This window comes from Halorarum halophilum (genome assembly GCF_013401515.1).
GTDB lineage: Archaea > Halobacteriota > Halobacteria > Halobacteriales > Haloferacaceae > Halorarum > Halorarum halophilum.
In genome coordinates, this window is record NZ_CP058529.1 from 494,806 (window position 1) to 513,675 (window position 18,870).

The 18,870-nt window shown below is 66.0% G+C and carries 18 protein-coding genes and 2 tRNA genes; 14 read left to right on the top strand and 6 right to left on the bottom strand.

The window, feature by feature from the left end; genetic code table 11:
* Positions 1-53: 53 nt before the first annotated feature.
* Positions 54-125 (top strand) — tRNA-Gly (locus HUG10_RS02530).
* 221 nt (positions 126-346) lie between these two features.
* On the opposite strand, the gene HUG10_RS02535 is transcribed toward HUG10_RS02530, so the two are convergent.
* Both HUG10_RS02535 and HUG10_RS02540 read right to left on the bottom strand, forming a co-directional pair.
* Positions 347-1,648, bottom strand: coding sequence for an MFS transporter (locus tag HUG10_RS02535; protein WP_179168059.1), 1,302 nt, complete (start codon positions 1,646-1,648; stop codon positions 347-349).
* Between the two features lie 77 nt (positions 1,649-1,725).
* Positions 1,726-2,556 carry an HD domain-containing protein gene (locus HUG10_RS02540; RefSeq protein ID WP_179168060.1) on the bottom strand — a complete coding sequence of 277 codons (831 nt, stop codon included), beginning with the start codon at positions 2,554-2,556 and terminating at the stop codon, positions 1,726-1,728.
* A gap of 275 nt (positions 2,557-2,831) precedes the next feature.
* On the opposite strand from HUG10_RS02540, the gene tatA reads away from it, so the two are divergent.
* The 10 genes from tatA (at position 2,832) to HUG10_RS02590 (ending at position 13,580) form a co-directional block, all read left to right on the top strand.
* Positions 2,832-3,155, top strand: coding sequence for a twin-arginine translocase TatA/TatE family subunit (gene tatA / locus HUG10_RS02545; protein WP_179168061.1), 324 nt, complete (start codon positions 2,832-2,834; stop codon positions 3,153-3,155).
* 53 nt (positions 3,156-3,208) lie between these two features.
* Positions 3,209-3,281 (top strand) — tRNA-Arg (locus HUG10_RS02550).
* A 362-nt stretch (positions 3,282-3,643) separates the two neighbouring features.
* Positions 3,644-4,261: an HdeD family acid-resistance protein gene (locus tag HUG10_RS02555; protein WP_179168062.1), complete on the top strand. Its 618-nt coding sequence runs from the start codon at positions 3,644-3,646 to the stop codon at positions 4,259-4,261.
* Between the two features lie 209 nt (positions 4,262-4,470).
* Entirely contained in the window at positions 4,471-7,446 is a 2,976-nt protein-coding gene (locus HUG10_RS02560; protein WP_179168063.1) for a type II/IV secretion system ATPase subunit, read from the top strand.
* On the top strand, positions 7,447-9,480 hold the full coding sequence (locus HUG10_RS02565) for a type II secretion system F family protein (RefSeq protein ID WP_179168064.1): 2,034 nt from the start codon (positions 7,447-7,449) through the stop codon (positions 9,478-9,480).
* Complete coding sequence (locus HUG10_RS02570) at positions 9,477-10,007, top strand: DUF7287 family protein (RefSeq protein WP_179168065.1); 531 nt, start codon at positions 9,477-9,479, stop codon at positions 10,005-10,007. The genes HUG10_RS02565 and HUG10_RS02570 overlap by 4 nt, the downstream gene beginning before the upstream one ends.
* 1 nt (position 10,008) lies before the next feature.
* Positions 10,009-10,593 carry a DUF7288 family protein gene (locus HUG10_RS02575; RefSeq protein ID WP_179168066.1) on the top strand — a complete coding sequence of 195 codons (585 nt, stop codon included), beginning with the start codon at positions 10,009-10,011 and terminating at the stop codon, positions 10,591-10,593.
* Positions 10,581-11,543, top strand: a complete 963-nt coding sequence (locus HUG10_RS02580; RefSeq protein ID WP_179168067.1) for a DUF7261 family protein — start codon at positions 10,581-10,583, stop codon at positions 11,541-11,543. The genes HUG10_RS02575 and HUG10_RS02580 overlap by 13 nt, the downstream gene beginning before the upstream one ends.
* Positions 11,540-12,034 carry a DUF7266 family protein gene (locus HUG10_RS02585; protein ID WP_179168068.1) on the top strand — a complete coding sequence of 165 codons (495 nt, stop codon included), beginning with the start codon at positions 11,540-11,542 and terminating at the stop codon, positions 12,032-12,034. The genes HUG10_RS02580 and HUG10_RS02585 overlap by 4 nt, the downstream gene beginning before the upstream one ends.
* 61 nt (positions 12,035-12,095) lie before the next feature.
* Positions 12,096-13,580, top strand: a complete 1,485-nt coding sequence (locus HUG10_RS02590) for a DUF7289 family protein (protein ID WP_179168069.1) — start codon at positions 12,096-12,098, stop codon at positions 13,578-13,580.
* Position 13,581: 1 nt separating this feature from the next.
* On the opposite strand, the gene HUG10_RS02595 is transcribed toward HUG10_RS02590, so the two are convergent.
* Together HUG10_RS02595 and HUG10_RS02600 are read right to left on the bottom strand one after the other, a co-directional pair.
* Complete coding sequence (locus tag HUG10_RS02595) at positions 13,582-14,352, bottom strand: DUF7289 family protein (RefSeq protein WP_179168070.1); 771 nt, start codon at positions 14,350-14,352, stop codon at positions 13,582-13,584.
* 61 nt (positions 14,353-14,413) lie between these two features.
* A complete protein-coding gene (locus HUG10_RS02600; protein WP_179168071.1) occupies positions 14,414-15,166 on the bottom strand; it encodes a competence/damage-inducible protein A in 753 nt (250 codons plus the stop codon).
* A gap of 132 nt (positions 15,167-15,298) precedes the next feature.
* Between HUG10_RS02600 and HUG10_RS02605 the strand changes: the two genes are divergently transcribed.
* Positions 15,299-15,541 (top strand): hypothetical protein, encoded by a 243-nt coding sequence (locus tag HUG10_RS02605; RefSeq protein WP_179168072.1) that lies wholly within the window; start codon positions 15,299-15,301, stop codon positions 15,539-15,541.
* A 244-nt stretch (positions 15,542-15,785) separates the two neighbouring features.
* On the opposite strand, the gene HUG10_RS02610 is transcribed toward HUG10_RS02605, so the two are convergent.
* Positions 15,786-16,730: a hypothetical protein gene (locus tag HUG10_RS02610; protein ID WP_179168073.1), complete on the bottom strand. Its 945-nt coding sequence runs from the start codon at positions 16,728-16,730 to the stop codon at positions 15,786-15,788.
* Positions 16,731-16,913: 183 nt separating this feature from the next.
* Positions 16,914-17,450, bottom strand: a complete 537-nt coding sequence (locus HUG10_RS02615) for a CHRD domain-containing protein (RefSeq protein ID WP_179168074.1) — start codon at positions 17,448-17,450, stop codon at positions 16,914-16,916.
* 214 nt (positions 17,451-17,664) lie between these two features.
* Here HUG10_RS02615 and HUG10_RS02620 point away from each other — a divergent pair, with 214 nt between their 5' ends.
* Complete coding sequence (locus HUG10_RS02620) at positions 17,665-17,961, top strand: hypothetical protein (RefSeq protein WP_179168075.1); 297 nt, start codon at positions 17,665-17,667, stop codon at positions 17,959-17,961.
* A 377-nt stretch (positions 17,962-18,338) separates the two neighbouring features.
* Positions 18,339-18,830, top strand: a complete 492-nt coding sequence (locus HUG10_RS02625) for a hypothetical protein (protein ID WP_179168076.1) — start codon at positions 18,339-18,341, stop codon at positions 18,828-18,830.
* Positions 18,831-18,870 lie beyond the last annotated feature (40 nt).

Consider the following 18,870-nt stretch of genomic DNA (forward strand, 5'->3'; position numbering starts at 1 on the left):
AGCGAATCCTTCGGATTCGCGACGTACGGCGCGCGAGGAACGAAGCGACGAGCGCGCCGGTGGTCTAGCTGGTATGACTTTGGCCTTCCAAGCCAACGACCCGGGTTCAAATCCCGGCCGGCGCATATTCTGCCGAACGTAGTGAAGCGAAATCGCTACGCCGGCGATTCGAATCAGGGAGCGAGAGGTGCGAGCGACCGAGGTTCAAATCCCGGCCGGCGCATTCTTCGAGGGACGGACGTGACGACAGAACGCGCCTCCGACGGGACTCGATCGGGGAGTCAGGGCGTCGAGCGGTGCGAATTGCGGGCGACGTGAGCAATCCCGAGGCAGGGAGACGACTCGGTCAGTCGTCGCCCGTCGGAGCCGTCGTTCCCGTCCCCCCAGCACGCGCGGCGAAGTGAGACTGGACGACGAACGCCGCCGTCGCGAAGGCGATGAAGCCGGCCGCGAGCAGGAACCCCGCCTCGGTCGAGACGAAGTCCATCACGGTGCCGACGAGGACCGGGCCGACGACCTGACCGACCTTCCAGGAGATGGAGCGCAGCGACATCGCGCTCGCCACCGAGTCGTACTGTTCGCCCTCCTCGACGAACAGCGACATGCTGGCCGGCAAGCGGATGGAGTCCGCGATGCCGAGGATCGAGTAGGCGCCGAACAGGGCGAAGAACGCGCCGCCGAGCACCTGGGTGTCGCCGAGGTAGGAGATGGACACCGGGTCGAGCGTCCCCTCGAAGTACGCCGCGAGCGGGATGGCCGCCGTCCCGAGCCCGTAGGTGAGCGCCCCCACGGCGACGAAGAGGTGCTTTCTGCCCAGCCGGTCGGTGAGGTCCCCGACGAACCCCTGCGTCAGCGCCTTCGTCGCCTTTCCGCCGGCCATGATCCAGCCGATGGCGAACGCGGAGATGCCGAACTCCGTCCGGGCGTAGATGGGGAGGAAGATGATGACAGCCATCTTGCCGACGCTGAAAGTGAAGCGGAACGTGACCAGCGCGCGGAGCATCCGGAGGCCGACGAGCGAGCGGAATGTCTCGATCCCGCCCGCCTCCTCCGGGTCCTTCCGTCCGCCCGGGTTGTCGCGGAGGAAGGCGTACACGAGTCCGAACGTCGCCAGCGTGATGAGCGTGAGGACCGCGTACGTCTCGGTGAACCCGTACGCGTAGAGGAGGTAGCCGCCGAGCAGGTCACCGGCCAGCGAGGAGATGGAGGCGAACTGGTTGTAGGAACCGAGCCAGCGCCCGCGCTGCCCGTCGGGGCTGATCTCCCCGATGATGGTCGCGCCGGTGATCCACAGGATCGAGGCGCCGAGCCCCTGGACCATCCGGACGAGGATGACGTGGACGGGGCTCTGGACGAGCATGAAGCCCAGGAACACCGCGACGTTGATGAGAAAGCCCGCGAGGAGGTACCGCTTCGCGTTGCCGGTGTCGACCTTCCGGCCGAGCGGGAGCACGATGCAGAGCTGGACGAGCGCAAACGCGGTCCCGAACAGGCCCTCGACGAACCCCGTCGTCCCGAACGCCTCCGCGTACAGCGCGATGGCGATGAGGATCGTCGAGTACGCCTGGCTGCGTGCGAACGCCGTCCCCGCGAGCGCCGCGAACTCCCTGTCCCGGAGGAGCGCGACGGAGCTGCCGAATCGTGCCACCTGTAGCTATCCTCTTTCGGTTCGAAACACCGCTCCCGCGTTCAAAAGCGTCTCGAAACCGGTAGCGCGGAGTGCCGCTACAGCTCGATCCGCTCGACGAGCTGGTCGTCGGCCTTCGTGTTGATGGCGACGATGCGGACGTGCTCGTCGATGAGCGAGTTGTGGAGCTTCGCCTTAAGGAGGTTGTCGACCTGGTAGACGCCCGCGGCGTTGACCATCTCGATGTCGACGAGCACCGGGACGTCCTCGTTCTCGACGGAGCCGGGGTTGAGTTCGACGTGCTTGATGGCCTGCGAGGAGAGGGTGTTGATGCCGCGCCCGCCCTTCTCGTAGGGCATGCGCGACCTGCCGCGCTCCATGTCGAGGCCGTCGGCGACGCGGATGACGCCCGCCTCGCGCGTGAGTGGGTCCTCCTCGGTGTGGTGACAGAGGATGGCGTGGAGCACCTCCCCCTTGACCCGGACCGTCTCGGACGTGTCGTAGAAGTCGGCGAGGAAGCGGTCGAGCACGTCGGCGGCGAGGGGGATGGAGTAGTAGGCGTGCTCGTCGCGGTGGACGACGTGCCCGATGTCGTGGAGGGTCGCGGCGAGCGCGACGATGACGGGCTCGTCGGCCTCGGCGAGCCCCTGCTGGGCCGCGCCGTTGAACTCGACGCCGCCACGTTTGAGGAGGTCGTACAGCCGGAGGGCGTGGTTCCGGACGATCTCGATGTGCTTCGCGCCGTGATCGTTGTACCCCTTCCGGGTCACGGCGTTCACGTTCTGCGCGCGAAGGTAGGTGTGGATTTCCGGGTCGTCGCGGAGCGCCTCCATGACCTCGTTCAGCTTCTCGTCGGGGTAGGCGTGGTCGGCGTCAGGGTCGTACCGTCTCCCGCCGGCGTCGGCCGTGGCCTGGCTATCGTCGCTCATGTCCTCCCCGTGGAGGGCGTCGCGCAAAAACGCTCGCACCTCGTCGTACTGTTCGGCCCCCGGTCGAGCGGCGGTGTCGGATCGAACGCGACGACGGGTCGGACGAACTTCCGGGGCGTGGCCGCTCGGTCGGACGCTATCCGGGCGGTAAACCGCCACCTGGCCCGGACCCTGGGCCGCCGATTCCCCGCAGAATCGGGTGAACGAGACCCGAACCCGGGGACCTGGCCCGTCCAAAAAGCCTATAATCGCCACCGGGTAAGGCCGAGGTAGAGATGCTCACCACAGTACCCCTGTTCGGTGCGATCCCGGGCGGGCCGGAGATGCTCATCATCCTCCTCGTGCTCGTCCTGCTGTTCGGCGCGAACAAGATCCCCAAGCTCGCCCGGTCGACGGGTCAGGCGATGGGCGAGTTCAAGAAGGGACGCGAGGAAGTCGAGGACGAACTCCAGCAGATGCAGGAGGGGGCGACCGGAACCGGCGACCGAGAGGAAGAGACGCGCGAAGAAGACTCCGAACCCCAGCCGGAGATCGGCGCCGACGCCGACTCCGAACCGGAACCGGAGATCGGTACCGAAACCGAGTCCGAACGAAACTGAGACGCCGGCCCGCTCCGCACCGTTTTTCTACCGGCCACCCGGACCACCGAACGGGGCGTGTGGCCAAGCGGATACGGCGAGAGGTTCCTAACCTCTAGATCGCGGGTTCGAATCCCGTCACGCCCGCTTCTGCGCGACGCACTGCGACGAGCGGAGTGAACGCAGTGAGCGAAGCAACGAGCCAACGGACACTGATTCCAGTTAGTGAGGTCGCGACCAGCGAAGCGAGGAGCCGAACCGCACGAACAGGGATAGCCGGGATCGCGAACCGCTGTGGTATCGTCCGTTCGCTTCGCTCGTACTGAAGGCCCATCAGTCGTCCCTCTACTCGGTTCCCACCTCCGCGACTTCCGTGCCGTAGGTGCGGGTTACATCGCAACGAGCCGACCACGCCGACGGCGCCTCGCCGGTTTGGATACGCTTAGTCGGGACTCCAGAACCTATAACAAAGCGCATCCGGCCGGGACGTTTCCACGGGATCCTCAACAATGAGCACCGGTGAACCCGCAGGCTCGCAGTCGGTCGAATCGATTCCCGGGCTGGAAACGAGTTGGCGGTCGCTGGAGGTCGGTGGCGCCATCATCGCGGTACTTGGGCTACTCGCAATCCTGTTCCCGTTCGTGACGGGCATCTCCGTCTCGATCCTCCTCGGCGCGCTCCTCGTCGTCGGTGGACTCGTCCACATCGCGCACGCCTTCCGCGCGAGGGGATGGGCCGGGTTCTTCTCGCAGGTACTGCTTGCGATCGTCTACGCGTTCGCGGGCGTCTCCCTGCTCGCGAACCCGGTGCTGGGGCTCGTCACGCTGACGATCCTCCTCGTCGTCTACCTCTTCCTGTCGGGGATCGCCGAGGTCGTGATGGGCGTGGGCTTCCGCGGCAACGACGGCTGGGTCTGGGTGGTCGCCAGCGGCGTCGTCTCGATCGCTCTCGCCGCCCTACTGTGGGCCGGATTCTTCAACGTCGTCGCGTGGGCGCTGGGATTCATCCTCGGTGTCCACCTGCTGACGACCGGAATCTCGATGATCGTCGTCGCGCGCAGGGTGCGCCAGGAGCTCGAACGGCCGAGCGCGGAGCGCACAGGCGGACCCGAACCCGGGAACCCCTGACCGACGAACCGGCCCGCCAGCGCACCCCGTCCATCTCCGGTGAGTACTCCCGAAAGGTTCCACGGAGAGGTGCCGAAGCGGGGAATTTGTACCTCCGTTCCCAGTAGCGTAATTTCCGTGGAGGAACTGTTAACTCCCTGAACAGAGGATTATCTATTTCGATACGCGGGGGGAGCATTTAACGTCGGTCCGGCGGGGAGGAGGACACAATGGCTACCGACGACGCGAACGCGACACCGGCCGCCGGGTTCGACGAGCCCGGCGACACCGGGTCGCATCGGGGGGACAGGGGGGTCGTCGCCGGACGGTACACGTGGGCCGATCTACTGCGGGAGCTCGGCTACGACGAGGAGGCCGACCGTCTCGACGAACGGGCACGAGAAGCGGCCGAAACGGCCGGAGACGAGGGGGACGAGGGCGCGGATTCGGACGGCGAATCGGGGGACGAGCCGCAACGAGCCCCGATCACCGCCGGAGACGTACGGTCGGTCGGCATTGACCCGGCGGAGTTGCTCGGGTTCGACCTCGAGGGGCTCCCCGGTCGGTTCGCCGGCGGGGCCGACGTCGCGGAGTACATCACCGAACAGTCCCCGCTCATCGGCTACGACGAGATGCCCGTCGTCAAGGACTTCTACACCTGGGACCACTACGAGGCCGAGTACTTCCTCGACGAGGAGGGGAACCCGCCCACCGACGAGGACGACGAGCCGCTGGAGTTCACGGACGAGGACAGGACCGAGGCGCTCGGGTTCGACCCCGACGCCATCGAGGAGACGCTCGGGCACCTGAGCAAGCGCGCGCCCGAACTGGACGACGTTGTGGAGGAGCGCACGGTGAACGTCAACCCGGAGGTCGACGAGGACGACTTCTTCTCGCTGCCGGACGGGACGACGACGATCGCCAACCGGTACGACCTGGAGAAGGCCGTCCCGATGGCGAAGAAGACCCACTTCCGCGAGGTGGAGCGCTACTGGGTGAACGAGCCGTACTCGTTCGTCATCGTCTTCCACTCGACGAAGGAGAACGAGAAGAAGTACTACGTCGTCGAACCGTACCGCAACCCCATCGAGGACGACCTCACCGGGTTCCTCGAGGGGAAGCTCCGGTCGGCGATCAAGTACGCCGACGAGGGCGGGGTCGCGAGCGACGAGAACCACCGGAAGGAGGTCATCCGGGAGGAGACGTACGACCTGCTCGAACGGTACGACCTGTTCGAGCGCGAGGGCCGGGACGGGCTCGGGAACACCGTCGCGGACGCGCTCGGCATCGACCCTGACGACGGCGCTGCAGGCAGGCTGGTCCGCGCGCTCGGGTTCCACGAACCCGTCCCGGACGGCGAACTGGAGGGCATCTCCGCCCGCCCGGAACCGGCCGTCGTGGCCGAGGACGCCGAGACGCTCTCCGAGTACACCGTCAAGAAGCTGCTGTACTACCTCCAGCGCGACTTCATCGGCTACGAGCGCATCGACGGCATCAAACACGACATCAACGTGGAGGACATCTCCTGCGACGGGTACAACAGCCCCGTCTTCGTCTACCACTCCGACTACGAGCAGATCATCTCGAACGTCTACCACGGCGAGACGGAACTCGACGACTTCGTGGTGAAGTTGGCACAGCGGTCCGGGAAGGGTATCTCGAAGCGCCGCCCCCAGGTGGACGCAACGCTCCCGGACGGATCACGGGCCCAGCTCACCCTCGGCAAGGAGGTGTCGGACCACGGGACGAACTACACCATCCGGCAGTTCAAGGACGTCCCGTTCACGCCGATCGACCTGATCAACTGGACGACGTTCTCGCTCGACGAGATGGCGTTCCTCTGGCTCTGCATCGAGAACCACAAGAGCCTGATCTTCGCGGGCGGCACGGCTTCGGGGAAGACGACGAGCCTGAACGCGGTCTCGCTGTTCATCCCCTCCAACTCGAAGATCGTCTCCATCGAGGACACGCGCGAGGTCGAACTCCCGCAGCGCAACTGGATCGCGTCGGTCACCCGCCCGTCGTTCTCCGACGACGACAAGGGCGACGTGGACGAGTTCGACCTGCTCGAGGCCGCGCTCCGCCAGCGCCCCGACTACATCGTGATGGGCGAGATCCGGGGCGAGGAGGGGCGGACGCTGTTCCAGGTCATGTCGACCGGCCACACGACCTACACGACGTTCCACGCGGACAGCGTCGGCGAGGTGCTGAAGCGGTTCACCACCGACCCCATCAACGTCTCCAAGACGATGTTCACGGCGCTCGACCTGGTCTCCGTCCAGACGTCGACGCGGGTGCAGGGCCAGAAGGTCCGCCGGAACAAGTCGCTGACCGAGATCAACCATTACGACGCCGAGAACGACGAGATCAACGTTCAGGACGTCTACCAGTGGCAGGCCGAGACCGACCAGTTCCTGGAGATGGGCGAGTCGAACACGCTCGAGGAGATCGCCTTCGACCGGGGCTGGACCCGCGAGACGCTCGACGAGGAGTTGCTCAAGCGTCGCGCGGTCATCGCGTACCTCATCGACCGCGGGCTGAACACGTACACGCAGGTCGCGGCCACCTTCCAGGCGTTCATCAACGACCCGGAGACGATCCTCGCGCTGATGGCGACCGACGGGCTGGAGGAGAGCCTCGAGGACCTCCGGGAGATGGAGTCCGTCCTCATCGAGGTCGACCCCGACAAGGAGGAGATGGTGCCGCGACCCGAGCCGGGCGAGCGGACCGCGGCGAAGGCGGAGGCGGTCCTCGAACGGGCGGACGACCTGCTGGAGGAGTACCGCGACGAGGCCCCCGGCGACGTCCTCTCGGCGCTCCGGAGCGTCGAACCGCAGCCGACCGTCGAGGCCGAGGCCGGCGCCGGTGCGGATCTGGAGGCCGAGGCGACCGAACGGACGAGAACCGACGCTCCGATCGACGCGGAGGACGAGGACACGTTCGACGCCATCGACCAGTTCTCGGACGAGGGAATTCTGGAGGACAGCCCCTTCTCGCGCGATGACGAACCCACGGACCCGGCCCACGCCGACGACGTTCGGCGGCCCGACGAGGGTCTCGCCGACGAGAACCGGGATGGGGGCGACGATGACGACGCTGACGACACGAACAGGGAGATCACGTCGACCGTTGACGAGGACGACGACGCCGAGGAGGCCATCGACGACTGGGGGTTCGGCGACGTCGAGACCCGCGAGGACGAGTAGATGAGCCTCGACACTGGGAGCGGTTTCGGCGACACGCGGGGGTTCGCCGACGCCTTCTACCCGCTCTTCCGGCGCCTGTTCGACGAGGACGGCGACTTCGTCGGCGGCATCCAGGGGAAGCTGACCGAGGCGCGGATGAACCAGCCGGTCGAACTGTACGTCTCCCGGGCGCTCGGCGTCGGCGTCCTCGTCGGCGGTGCGCTCTGGTTCGTGGGGGCGTTGCTCGGCTGGGCGCTGTTTGCGTTCGGGATCCTCTCGCCGGACGCCGTGGGGCTGGGAATCCCCGTGTCGTCCAGGGGGAGCGCGCAGTTGCTCGACGACCTGAAGATGCCCATCGGCGTGCTCACCAGCGGGCTCGTGTTCGGCACCGTGGGGTTCGGGCTGGGTTTCGGGACGCTACTCGCCATCCCGTACCAGCGGGCGAGCGCGCGAAAGCGCGAGATCAACATGCTGCTCTCGGACTCCGTGTCGTTCATGTACGCGCTGTCGGTCGGCGGGCTGAACCAGCTCGAGATCCTGCAGTCGATGGCGCAGGCGGACGACACGTACGGAGAGGTCGCCCGGGAGTTCCAGAGCATCGTACAAGAGACGGAGTACTTCGGGACCGACTACCGGAACGCGGTCCGCGAGCAGGCGATCGAGACGCCGAGCCCCGAACTCTCCCAGTTCCTCACCGACATGCTCTCCATCATCAACTCCGGCGGGGACATGGAACAGTTCCTCAAGGACAAGAAGGAGAAGCACCTCCGGACGGCAAAACAGGAGCAGGAGCTCACCCTGGAGACGCTCGAGCTGTTCGGCGAGATGTACATGACCCTCTCGCTGTTCCCGCTGCTGCTCATCATCATCCTCGTCATCATGTCGATGATCGGGGAGAGCCAGGACTTCCTGCTGTTCGCCACGGTGTACCTCCTGACGCCGCTCATCGGCGTCGGCTTCCTCGTGCTCGTCTCGACCGTGAAACAGGACGAGGTCGGCGACGGCTACCTCGACCCGTCCGGGGTCGACGATCAGTTCGCGGAGACCCAGCGCGAGGGGCTCCTCCACCTCGGCCTGATCGAGTCGTTCGTCGGGACGTTCAGCCTGTTCGACCGCATCAAGAGCCGCGAGGGAACGTTCCGAACGAGGGAGCTGTTGCGGGCGCCGCACCACTTCTTCCGGGACAACCCGCTGTACACCCTCGCACTCACCGTCCCTGCGGCCATCGTGTTGACCGGCATCGCGGCGGCGTCCGGGCGAGCCCCGCTCTCGTGGGACGCCATGGTCGACAACTCGATCTGGGGGACGTTCCTCTGGTTCTACCTTCCCGTGTACGTCATCGGCGTACCGCTGGCCGTGTTCCACTCGTGGAACGCCCGCACCCGCGCCGGGATAACCGGAAAGCTCTCCGAGAGCCTCCGGAAGCTCTCGTCGGCGAACGACACCGGCCAGACGCTGCTGGAGTCCTTCGAGACGGTCGCGGACACCTCCTCCGGGCGGCTCTCGGACGAGTTCGAGGTGATGCATGCGAAGGTGAACTACGGGATGAGCCTGCGGGAGTCGCTCATCGAGTTCAACAACAAGTACCACATCCCGCGGCTCGCCCGGACGGTCAAGCTCATCTCCAAGGCCCAGGAGGCGTCGAGCCAGATCACCGACGTGCTGACGACAGCCGCACAGGCCTCGGAGAACCAGGACGACATCGACCGCGAGCGGAAGTCGCGGGCGCGGATGCAGGTCGCGATTATCCTGATGACGTACATCACCCTGCTCGGCGTGATGGCCATCCTCCAGACGCAGTTCATCGACGTGATGGGCGGGCTGACGGAGCAGGCCGGCAGCGGGTCGGGCGGGACGCAGGCTGGTGGAATGAGCTTCGGCGGGGGCGTCGAACCGGAGGTGCTCTCGACGCTGTTCTTCCACGCGGTCACGCTCCAGGCGGTCATCTCGGGGTTCATCAGCGGCTACATCCGGGACGCCCAGATCGTGTCGGGCGTGAAGTTCGTCGTCGTCCTGATGACGCTCGCGCTCGGCGTGTGGGTGGTGGTCGCATGATGGACGGGTCGGACTACCCGGCGAAAGCGCGCGACCGCGGCCAGACGACGGTGGACTTCGCCATCGGGATGGGCATCTTCCTCCTCGTGACGACGTTCGTCGTCACCTTCGTGCCGGACATCTTCGCCCCGTTCCAGGGGTCGAGCGCGGTCGGAACGGCCGACCGTGTAGTGGCCTCGCTCGCTACGAATCAGCTTGGCGACCCGGGAACGCCGCACGTCCTCGACGCCACCTGCACGGCCGGGTTCTTCTCCGGGCTCCAGGGTGGGACGGGTGCTCCCACGACCTGTCGGTTCGACACGACGGTGGACGAGCCAGCGGCGGTCTTCGGTCTTCCGGCGGGGACCTCGCTGAACCTGACCGTCGAAGGCCTGGAGGGTGGCATCGTCACCGGCGAGTACCCCGATGGTACTCCCGTCACGCTGGCGGCCGGTCCGACCCCACCGGACACGCAGTCCGTGACGAGCGGCCGCCGCGTCGTCTCTATCGACGGCGAGTCCTACCGACTCGTCGCGAGGGTGTGGTAGCGTGCGCGGACAGGCCCACACCCTGGAGGCGATCGTCGCCGGGTTCCTGCTCCTGTCGACGGTCGCGTTCGCCCTCCAGGTGACCGCGGTGACGCCGCTGACCGGGAGCACGTCGAACCAGCACATCCAGAACCAGCAGGGCGCGATGGCCGAGGGCGTCCTCGACGCAGCCGTCGCGAACGGCACCCTGAAGCCGACGCTGCTCGCCTGGAACGGGACCGACGAGGCGTTCCACGGCGCCACGCGGGACGGCTACCTCAACGGCGGCCCGCCGACGCCGTTCGGCGAACTGCTGAACGAGACGTTCCGCTCCCGCGGCGTAGCAATGGACGTCACGGTGACGTTCCTCCGCCCCGACGACCGGATGGACGGCGTCGCGCTCGTGAACCTCGGCGCGCCGAGCGACAACTCGGCCGTCGCGACCACGACGGTCACCCTGTTCGACGACGACCGCGTTCACGACGCCGACGGGAACCCCACCGGGTCGCGTCTGGACGGGACCGACGCGTTCTACGCGGACGACGCCTCGCCGGACAGTCCGCTGTACAACGTCCTGCGGATCGAGGTGGTCGTGTGGCGCATCTGAGGGGGGCCGACCGCGGTCAACTCATGCTGGTCGGCGCGCTCGCGCTCGCCGTGCTGTTCGTCTCGTTCGCGTTCCTGCTGAACGCGGCCATCTACACCGAGACCATCGCGAGCAGGGGGACGGGCGTGGAGGCCGACACCGTCGTCGGCTACCGAAACGCTGCCGTCGACGCGACCGGCGGGACCATCGACCGCCTCTCTGCCGGGGAGAATCGGAGCTACGATTCGCTTCACGGGAACCTCACGACCGCCGTGGGCGACTGGGACCGCGGGACCGCAAGACAGTACGCGATCGAGGGCGACGCGCCCAGCGTCGAGGTTGTGTCGGTCACGAACGGCACGCGCGTGGTCCAGAACGGGACCCGCAACTTCACCGACGCGGACGGCGCGGCGAACTGGACGCTCGCCGAGGACGTCCGGACGCGCAACTACACGATGACGGTGGAGGGGAACGATCTGGCACAGAGCAGTCAGTCCGACGTCCTGAACGGAAACACCGACGGGGCGTTCAACTTCACGTTCGAGAACGCCTCCGGCAACTACTCGATCTACGTGTACGAGTCGGGAGGTGAAGTCGAACTCCGGGCCGAGGACCCCGACGGCAACGACGTCGGGAGCTGCACGCGCTCGTCCGGACAGGTCGAGGTCGATTTCACGGCGGGAACGGTCGACGGGGCGGACTGTGACGCCCTCGACTTCTACCGGGCGCTCGAGGGGTCGTACGAACTGAGGTACGCCAACGCGGACCACGTCTCCGGCACGTACGCGACGACCGTCGACGCCGAACACGACGAGCTGGTCGGGGGACACTACGCGGCGTACGGCGGCGACGGCCCCTTCCGCTCGACGGCGATCTACGCCGTGGATATCGAGGTGGTGCTCCGGAGCGCGTCCGTCTACTACCGCAACGAGGGGACGGTCGCACCTGGTGCGCCGAAGGTGCGGCCATGATCGCCAGTGGGGAGGACCGGGCCGTCTCGGTCACGGTCAACTACGTCATCGCGCTCGCGCTCACCGCGATCCTGATCTCCGGGCTCCTCATCGCGGGCGGGTCGTTGCTCGAGGACCGACGGGAGTCGGTCACCCGGGAGGAGTTCACCGTGCTCGGGGAGCAACTGGCCGCGGGGGTCGGGGAGGCCGACTCGCTGGCGTCGACCGGCGCCGAGGACCTTCGCGTCGCCGTCCGACTCCCCGACTCGGTCGGCGGGAGCAGCTACCTCGTCCGGGTCACGGAGACGACCCCACCGGCCGATCAACCCGGCGAGTACGTCCTGACGTTCTCCAGCCCCGCTGCGGAGGTCTCCTGGAACGTCACGGTCAGGACCGACCGCCCCGTCGAGGAGACGCAGGTACCGGGCGGGAGCATCGTCGTGGTGTTGCAGGAGGACGGCGGGTCCATGGAGTTCGCGCTCGTCACCGGCGAGGAGGTGGGGCCGAACTGATGGCCGCCTTCGTCGGATTCAGGCGACCCTCGTGTATCGCCGGCTGGTGGAGGGTAGGCTCGTGACTGACGTGACGGGGACTCGCGGGCAGTCATCGACCATCGGGTTCGTGCTCCTCATCGTGCTCACGGTGGCGGGCGCGGGTGCGGTCGTCGGCCTCGGCGGGCAGGCGCTCGAGGACACCCGGAGCGCGAGCACCGTCGACCGGGTCGAGAACGCGATGACCCAGTTCGACTCCCGCGCCTCCATGGTCGCGCTCGGCGACGCGTCCGGACAGCGAGTCCGGTTCGGCGGGGGTGGCGGAGGGACGTACAGCGTCGACGAGGACGCCGGCTGGATCAGGGTGACCCACCGGAACTACACCGACGGCGACGACTACGAGGTGTACAACGGGAGCCTCGGCGCCGTCCGCTACACAAACGACGACACCACGGTCGCCTACCAGGGCGGGGGAGTCTGGCGGTCCGACGGCGACGGGTCCGTGATGGTCTCGCCGCCGGAGGTGACGTACCGCCGGGCGACGCTGACGCTCCCGGTGATCCGGACGATGGGCGACGGCGGCGCCGGCGGATCGCCGACCGCGTATGTGAGGAGCGAGGGTCCGACAGAGTCCCGCTACCCCAACGGCAACGAATCGTTGTCGTATCCGGGCGGCCGATCCCACCTCAACCCGGTGCGAAACGGTACGGTGACGCTCACCGTCCACAGCGAGTTCTACGAGGCGTGGGGTCGCTACTTCGACACCCGGACCGAGGGGAACGTCACGGTGTTCCACGGGAACCGGACGGCCATGGTCGAACTCAAGACCGGAGGGGCCGTCGGCGACTTCCGCCTCTCCTCGCGCGGGAGCACCATCGACGCTCGCGGGATCGCGGAGGGTCACTCGATAGAGGATCTGTCCATCACACTCGGCGCGAGCGACAACGGAAACGACTTCAACAACATGCGGTTCTCCATCCACGCCAGGGAGGACGGACGGGAGTTCGAGCTGTTGATCCACACGGACGAGAAACCGCGCTGTTCCGACGGCGGGTCGCTGGAGAACTCGCCCAAGCTCAGCTACGACGTCCTCTTCGAGAACGAGTCCACGAGCGGCTACCACGTCTGGGGTAACGACTCCGTCGACGCCACCAGCGGCCCGATCCGCTACCAGTGCGTCGGCGACGAGCCCGAACTCGTCCTCGACTTCACCGGTGACACCGATCTAGAGTACGGCGTCTCCTCTATCTCGGCGGGGGACCGCGAGGGCGAGTTCGAGGGTAGCGTGCTGGGCGATGTCACGTTCGGCCACGACGGGGAGGATGGAGAGGAGACCACCTTCTCGACCTCCGGCGAGACCGACAGTCGACACCTCGTCCGGCACTACATGGCGGAGATGGGCCAGGACGTCGAGTTGACGGTCTACTACGCTACGGGTGGTGGAGGAGGAGGGATGCGGATCGACAGCGATCCCACCGGCAGGTTCGACTACGACACCGCGGAGGGGCCACAGTATATCACCTACCTCCACATCACCGAGAACTCGATCCGCGTCGAGTTCGAGTGACTCACTCGAACGTGACGTCGACGTCGAAGACGACCACCGTGAGTCGCTGCACGTCGTTCGCGCTGCACTGGAGGGTCCCCTCGGTCGGAACGGAACACGTCATCCCCTGTTCGGTGAAGTAGCGTTCCCAGGGGTCCGTGTTCGGGGTGTGCAGTCGGAGAGTCACGCTATCGTAGGTCCCGCGCTCGGCGATGAGAACGTCCGAGAGCGTGCGCTCGGTGCGCACGAGCACTGTCGCGCTCCCGTCGACCCGCTGGGTCCCGAACACGCTCGTCTGGACGATGGGAATCACCGTCCGGTTCTCGTCGATGACGAAGTCCGGGTACTCTCGCATCACCATGCCGTCGTCGTTGCCCCGGAGGACGGCCCCGTTGGAGTACCGGACCCGGTCGCCCCCGGCGGCCGTCTCGTAGACGAGCGGGGTGATCGTCACGTTCCCAGTGACGAAGTCCTCCGCCGAGTTCGGATCCGTCTCGTCGTAGTCGCCCGTGACGTTCATCGTGATCGGTGCTCCGGCGCGGATGCCGGCGTCGGCGATTCTGATCTCCGTGGCTCTGCTCTCCACACCCCGACGGGTGAGGTCCTCGACGTTGTGCGCCATCACCTCGAAGGCGCGCTCGGCGTTGTCGACGCGCTCGCCGTCGCGGGCGTCGGTGAGCCCCTGGAAACCGACGACGTAGACGGCGCCGACCGACGAGACGACGAGCGAGAAGACGAGTACGAAGCCGATCGTCTCGCTGACGGCCCTGTCCCCGGAGTTCCCCCGTTGCACGCGGCGGGGTTCGCCGTTCCGCGTGTTAAATCCGCGCTCCCGTCCATCAGTTCGGATACTCTCACCGGTCGTTTGCGTCGGACGCCGGTACCGTCTGGATCCGCTCGCGGAGCCACGCCGTCGCCTCGTCGACGCGTCCGCGGTCGGTCGCGGTGACCTTCACCCGGTTCGGCTCGCCGCGGGGTGCCGGGTAGCTCCCGACCACGACGTCGAACCGGTCCCGAAGCTCCTCGAGCGTCGTGACCAGCGCGCCCTCCGGCGCGTCCGTGTACACCGTCTCCGAGACCGCGTCGCCGCCGAACTCGCAGGACACGCCGGCGAACGTCGCCCGCATCTCGTCGGGGACGCCCGGGAACACGTAGACGTTCTCCAGCACGCAGCCGGGGGCCAGCCCGGCCGGGTTGTCGAGCATCCGGGCCCCGTCCGGCATCTCCGCCCAGGCCTCCAGGTCGATGTCGAGGTCGTACTCGTCGACGATGTCGGGGTTCGAGTCCGCGAACGCGCGCGCGGACTCGGTCACGGCCTCCAGCGCGTCGGGGTCGACCACGACCTCGCGGTCGAACGCCACCGCGACGGCGTCCATCGTCACGTCGTCGTGCGTACCGCCGAGGCCGCCGGTGACGGCCACGGCGTCGAACTCGGCCGACCACTCGCGGACGTACGCGGCGATGGTGTCGGTCTCGTCCGGCACGACGAGGATACGGGCGACGCTCGCGCCGCGTTCGGCGAGTTGCCGTGCGAGCCACGAGGCGTTCGTGTTCTCCGTCTCGCCGGCGAGGAGCTCGTCGCCGACGGTGAGGATGGCGATCTTCACTCGTCCGGTGGTGGAGGGTCGGGGCGAAAAGCGTTCGGGGAGTTCGCGACCACACCATCCGGACCCGAGCGGCAGCCGCGCCCTGCAAGAGACGGGCGCAGTGCTTTGACGTGAGCGGAACCAATCGAAACCGTGCAAACGCCACACCAACTCCGTTCGGCCGCCGACGAACAGGAGGACGTCACGATCACGCAACGGGAGCACGAGGGGGAGACCGAGGTCATCGTCGACTTCGGGCCGGGAGTCGAGGCGTCGATCGACACCGTCGGCGACACGGCCATCGTCGTCGCCGGCGATCACCAACTCGAGTTCGAGGTGCCCGAGGGTGCGACCGAGGTCACCACGAACGACGGGATGTTGATCATCAGGGGATAGTCGCGTTCGTCGGTTTTCGGGTTCGAACTGATCGACTGGGACCGAGTTCGTTCCTCAAATTATTCTCGTCTAGTCCCTTCCCCCGCTGTCCCATCCGATCCGTTCGACCTCCGTCTCGACACACCCTCGTCGTCGGACAGTCAACTCTCGGTGCTGTCGTTATGCACCGGTAGCCGAAGCTCGGAGGGGAGTGGAGGCTATAATGAGACTGAAAAATTAGACGCAAAGGAGTTCTCGCTGCCGGTCAGCAGAGGGGTACGTCGTCCCCGTCGCTCGACTGGCCGTCCTCGACGGTGAGCGTGTAGTTCTCCGTCCCGAGGAGGGCGGCGTTGTCGTCGGCCTCCGCGTAAACGAGGTAGTACGTCTCGTTCTCGTCGGGGCTCAGAACGAACGTACTACCCGTCGTTCGGTGGCCCGAGCCACCGTCCTCCGGATTCGTGGCGACGTCGGCGGAGGCGTTCGTCGTCACTGCGAGCATCGAACTGAACGCGCTGCCGGATTCGCCGGTCTCCCGAACGGACACAGTCACGTTCTCGCCACCTTCGACGTCGACCGCGTAGACGTCGTGGTCGTAACTCGCCGCGGTGGCGTTGACGCTGTCACCGACCGAGAGCGTCGAAGCCACGCTACTGTTCTCGTTCGGGTCGTACCGGTCGAGGTCCGAGGACCTCACTGACAAGGTGTACGGCGACGAGGCGTTCTCGTCGGTCTCCGCCCACTGGCTCTCCGTCACGCGGACGTAGTAGGTCCGGTTACCTTCGGCCACGTCGGCGGCGACGCCGAGTTCCTGCTCGCCGAACGGTCCGTTCCCCGCGACGTACTGCGGACCGTGCATCTGGTCCTCCGTGTACTCGGCGATCCGTTCGCCGGTCGGTCGGAACAGCTCCACCTTGATACTCTGATCGCTGTCGTTCGTCCTGAGCGCGAGTTCAGCGATCAGCGAATCGCCGGACGTCGCGTTCACGGCGTACCAGTCGGCGTCCGACCCTGACGAGAGGGTCGCGTTCACACTCTGGGACGTTTCGACCTCCGTCGCGTTCCCCATCACGTCGTTCGGCTCTCCACCCACGTCGTTCGGCACTCCACCGTCCATCTCCTGTGAGTGGGATGCTTCGCCGGGTTCGGCTGCGGTAACCGAACTCGCCATCAGTGCGGCAACCAGTACGAGGGCGATTCCAGCGGGAACCATGCTTCGATCGTCCGTGCTGATCAGGCGTCGTACCACGAGACGGACACAGTAGCCTACTGAATTATAGTTTCTTATGTATTTACGGAATTAAATAAAAACGGATGAACATTTCCCCGCATGTCGGTCCGTATGTTCGAGCGTCGTCGGAAAACACTGGACTTCGCGAAGGTCGAAGAGGGCAGCCTACTTCAGGGCCCCCCGAACGACTTCTTTCCCTTCATCGTCCCGGTGGACCTGAAGGTAGGTCTCCCCGTCCCGGATCAGTTCGACCACGTCGGCGAACGAGCCGTCGAAGTCGTCGGCGAAGTCGTCCGGCAGGAATTCGCCCCGAGCGTACAGCGAGAAGAACTCGCCGGTGTCCCCGGTCGGCTCGCCCTTGTGGATGTCGACCACGTGTGGGCCGTTCTCCCCGCTCGACCCCCGGTGGAGGTGGACCCCGGAGACGCCCTCGATGCCGTCCAGTCGGAGTTGGTACTCGACCCGCTCCTCCTCCTCGACCAGACGGAAGTTCGCGACACCCTCCGCGTCGCACGACGCGGGCTCGTAGTCCGGTGGCACGGCGTTCTCGGGTAACAGCTCGGCCGTGAAGTCGGTCCGGGAGTCCTCCTCCTGAGCGACTGCCGTCCCGCTGGCGACCGCGCCGAGCGCGAGTCCGCCGATGCCTTTCAGCGCCGTCCGTCTGGAACGTCCCGTCCAGTTACTGATCGATTCGAGTTCCATTTGCGGTGTCTGGATACCGCCCTTCCGTGCAAAGAGGTGATGGCCGATACTATCTCTCACTGTTAGATCCCTGGAAAGCATCAAAGCCGGTGAAACCTCACGAACAGTCGAGTTCTCGATCGTTCAGAATACCTCCGACCAAAGTGTTTCGTGACAACTCGCTCGATGGGCCTGCCACAACCGATTTCGGTCAGCGCCCACTGGTACGAATCCCATGGTCGAACTCTCGATTCTCGTGTTCAAAGGCGCGAAACTCGGGTACGACAGGTACGGTCTCAAGGGCGCTGTCGCCGGTGGCATCGTCGCCGGCGGGTCGATACTGCTCGTTCGTGAGGCGGTTTCGCGGTTCACCGAAGTCGACGACGACCGCATCGACGAGATGGCCGAACGAATACAGGACGACGAGGAACTGGCGGACATCGTAGGTGAGGAGTTCGCCGACGACATCGATCTGACGATAGGGAAGGTGGAGGACGTAATCGACGAGTTCGTCGGCGACGACCGGCCCTGACACGGTCTTCGGGAAAACCGACCATACAGGCTCGTTCAGTACGGTGCATTTCGGAGTCGTGGGCATGTGCCCTAACACGACACCGAATTCCGAGAGGAGGACCACCTGGTTTCTCGGTGTTGCACCGGGTGGGTGTCCGTTGGTCTTCCCACGTTTCCGGCAGGCAGTGCAGTACGGTGAATGTCCGGGCTCCTCACAAGGGGGTCACGGAGGCTATCGATCGTCGGTGCGGCCTCTGCCACTCCTTTTGTCAGGAAAAGAGTGACCACGAACAGATCAGGATGATGACCGCATATCAGCCGCCTGTTTTCCACAGAACACATGAAAAATTCTATGTGGGTTTCTTCGAATAGTGGAACATACCAAGGAGGACTGGCGTGCTTGCCCTCCTTCTCCTCGTCACTCTCACCGGCTGTCTGGGCGTCGAGTCTGTTCTCTCGCCCGCGCCCGACGTCACCGTCGAAAATCGAGCGAACGTCTCGTTCGAGGTAACGGCGACCACAGTTCACACGGACGGACCTGTCGGGGAAACTCGACTCGAATTGACCCATCAGAACGGCAGCAAGGAGGAACTCGCATTTCGCGAGTACGCTGTCGGGAACGACTTCGCTGTTCCCCCGAACGTCACAGGGATCGAGGTTATCGAATCTTCCTCAACGTCATGGGTGACCGAACTCGACCCTGGTGAAACCACTTCGACCGAACTCGGAGACTGGCAGTCGAACGACCTCGTCCTCGTGACATGGACTCGACTCGACACGGGTACGGTTACGAAGGTCACTACGATCCCCTGCCGGACTTCAGGAGTAGAGTATCACGGACACGTCTCTTCCGCTCGCGGGTCCGGCGGCGCATTTACTGGCTGCTAACCGTGTAGACGTGATGGACCGTGATTTGATCCGGGCGGTT

What these genes read in the sequence shown, in the direction of transcription:
- tatA (WP_179168061.1), top strand. Translation starts at nt 2,832, where the DNA reads ATGCTCACCACAGTACCCCTGTTCGGTGCGATCCCGGGCGGGCCGGAG.
- HUG10_RS02585 (WP_179168068.1), top strand. Translation starts at nt 11,540, where the DNA reads ATGATCGCCAGTGGGGAGGACCGGGCCGTCTCGGTCACGGTCAACTAC.
- HUG10_RS02570 (WP_179168065.1), top strand. Translation starts at nt 9,477, where the DNA reads ATGATGGACGGGTCGGACTACCCGGCGAAAGCGCGCGACCGCGGCCAG.
- HUG10_RS02610 (WP_179168073.1), bottom strand. Translation starts at nt 16,730, where the DNA reads ATGGTTCCCGCTGGAATCGCCCTCGTACTGGTTGCCGCACTGATGGCG.
- HUG10_RS02555 (WP_179168062.1), top strand. Translation starts at nt 3,644, where the DNA reads ATGAGCACCGGTGAACCCGCAGGCTCGCAGTCGGTCGAATCGATTCCC.
- HUG10_RS02620 (WP_179168075.1), top strand. Translation starts at nt 17,665, where the DNA reads ATGGTCGAACTCTCGATTCTCGTGTTCAAAGGCGCGAAACTCGGGTAC.
- HUG10_RS02565 (WP_179168064.1), top strand. Translation starts at nt 7,447, where the DNA reads ATGAGCCTCGACACTGGGAGCGGTTTCGGCGACACGCGGGGGTTCGCC.
- HUG10_RS02560 (WP_179168063.1), top strand. Translation starts at nt 4,471, where the DNA reads ATGGCTACCGACGACGCGAACGCGACACCGGCCGCCGGGTTCGACGAG.
- HUG10_RS02615 (WP_179168074.1), bottom strand. Translation starts at nt 17,450, where the DNA reads ATGGAACTCGAATCGATCAGTAACTGGACGGGACGTTCCAGACGGACG.
- HUG10_RS02540 (WP_179168060.1), bottom strand. Translation starts at nt 2,556, where the DNA reads ATGAGCGACGATAGCCAGGCCACGGCCGACGCCGGCGGGAGACGGTAC.